2 protein-coding genes are annotated in these 2148 nt (G+C 66.8%); one reads left to right on the top strand and one right to left on the bottom strand.

Annotated features, from left to right (window positions below):
• The coding region (locus AC068A_RS37305) for a right-handed parallel beta-helix repeat-containing protein (protein ID WP_478590742.1) at positions 1 to 959 on the top strand (959 nt) is incomplete at its 5' end.
• A 360-nt stretch (positions 960 to 1319) separates the two neighbouring features.
• Here the strand turns inward: AC068A_RS37305 and AC068A_RS37300 are convergent.
• The gene (locus tag AC068A_RS37300) at positions 1320 to 1514 is read right to left on the bottom strand and encodes a hypothetical protein (RefSeq protein ID WP_478590741.1); all 195 of its coding nucleotides are present in this window, start codon (positions 1512 to 1514) and stop codon (positions 1320 to 1322) included.
• Positions 1515 to 2148 lie beyond the last annotated feature (634 nt).

Genomic DNA, 2148 nt, shown 5'->3' with positions numbered 1-2148 from the left:
TCACTCGCGCCGTCAGCGAAGAGGAGGAGTTCCGTATCTTCGAGGTCGAAAACGGCGGAGACCTCAGACTGCGCGACCTCACCGTCTCCCGCGGCGAAACGGATGACGAGGAGGAGGAGAGCGACGGCGGCGCGATCCTTGTCCAGGAAGCGGGCCGGCTCGACCTGGATTGCGTCACCCTCGACAGCAACGCCACAGAGGACGACTACGACGGTGGCGCGATCTACAACGAGGGTGTCACCGACATCCGTCGCAGCACCCTCAGCAACAACAACGCCGAGGACGGCAGCGCCATCTACAACTACTACGGCAAGGTGACCATCACCAAGTCCAAGATCACCAACAACGCCGGCGACACCGACGACGGCTACGGCACCATCACCAACTACTACGGAACCACCACCATCAGCAAGAGCGAGATCAGCCACAACATCACCGCTTACGGTGGCGGCGTCTACAACGACGACGGCATCACGGACATCGACAAGACCCTCATCACGTCCAACCACGCAGACGAGGACGGCGGCGGCGTCTACCAGGACGGCGGCTCGCTCTACCTGCGCCGGAGCGTCGTCGAGTACAACACCACCGACGGAACCGGCGGCGGCCTGTACCTCTACTACCCGTCAGTGGTCGAGGACTCCGTGATCCGCGAAAACATCGCCACGGAAGGCGACGGCGGCGGCGTCTACATCTACGACGACGTCTCCATCCGCCGCAGCCTGATCACCCGCAACCGCGCCACCGGAGACGACTCGCAAGGCGGCGGGGTCTACAACGAATCGGGTTACACCACCATCCTCACGGACACCGACGTGACCTCGAACTCCTCCGACGACCCCGCCGGCGGCTACCACAACGACGGATCTGAGATCCTCGTCTACGGCGAAGTCAACATCGTCGACAACGACCCCACCAACTGCGAAGGCGGCTCCCCGGTACCCGGCTGCTTCGGCTGACGGTCGGCGGGACGGCCACCACCAGCCACCCCGCCACACACCCGCCCCCGGCAACGGCTGAGTCCAACCAACAGGCCGATCGACTGACGGCCGGGTGTTCGCAGGCAGCGCCGGACAGATAAGGCTCCCCGGCGGTCGAGCGAGAGGTCTGACCCTCGACTCGTCCGCCGGGGAGCCTCTTTGGTGCACGGACTAAACGAATCTCACCCAGCCCAAAGCCCTGGGCCCGCGGCTCCCGGCCCCAAGGAGCGGCGTTTCCACCTCTGCCACAACCGGTGAACAGGCATGGGCCGGGTTGATCGAGGGCCGGCGGGTGACGACGAGGTGCCGTGCCGGGTGGTGGCCATGACGCCGAAGACGTCACCCGAGGTCGTGTGAGGAGCCGCCGGATCCCGTCCGGCGGCTCCTCACGCGCTCCGGCGACTCAACGGCGTCGAGCGGCCGGTTCTGCCATTCAGCCATCCCGTCGAAAACCTTGCCGGTGACGCCCTGCACACCCAGCGCGACCGTTTCCTGGTGGAGGAGAAGAAGGGCCCACTGTCTGCTGGTGGTCAAGGCCGCCCTCGGCGGTGAGGCGAACGCCTCAGGGCGATCGGTAGGCTCAGGGAACCGTTGCCGACCGAGGACCACACCCATGACGATTCCCTCCCGCACTGTCGGCCGGTGTCCTGACCCGGGCGGCGCGCCGGCGCGCTGAGGTCACCGGTTGCAGCCGGGGATGCCGCCCCCGTCGCCCGCCCGCGGTGTTGCCGGTCACGACGGCCTCGGTCAGGGTGGTCGAGCCGATGGCATGCTTCCGTCCTGCTCTCCGTCGGGGAGGGCCCCGGCTGTCAGGTGACGGCCCGGAGGCTGGTGACGCGGGTCCAGGCGGTGGTGAACGCGCTGGCCCATGTGTCTGCGTACACGTGCTGAGGTCGTACGCCGACAGCCGTCTGCTCAGCTATGCGAGGGCGCCCACCACGACGCTGAACTGCAGGGTCGTTCCACTGGGTCGGCGGAGTCGCATAGCCGCGGAGGGGGTCGGGCGACCCCAGCGGCCGGCGGGGGTTTTCGGCTGCTCCTTCATTCGGGGCGAGTGTCCGGTGGTTCCGATTGGTTGGTCGATGTCGGTGGTCGGCTCGAGGGCTGGATTGCTGAACTGTGTGCCGCTGGTGCCGTTCTGTCCTGTTGATGAACTCCCGTTGATAGC

Source organism: Streptomyces sp. NPDC043854, assembly GCF_056436005.1.
Note: the sequence above shows the minus strand (reverse complement) of the source record. Positions and strands in the feature narration are given on the sequence as shown.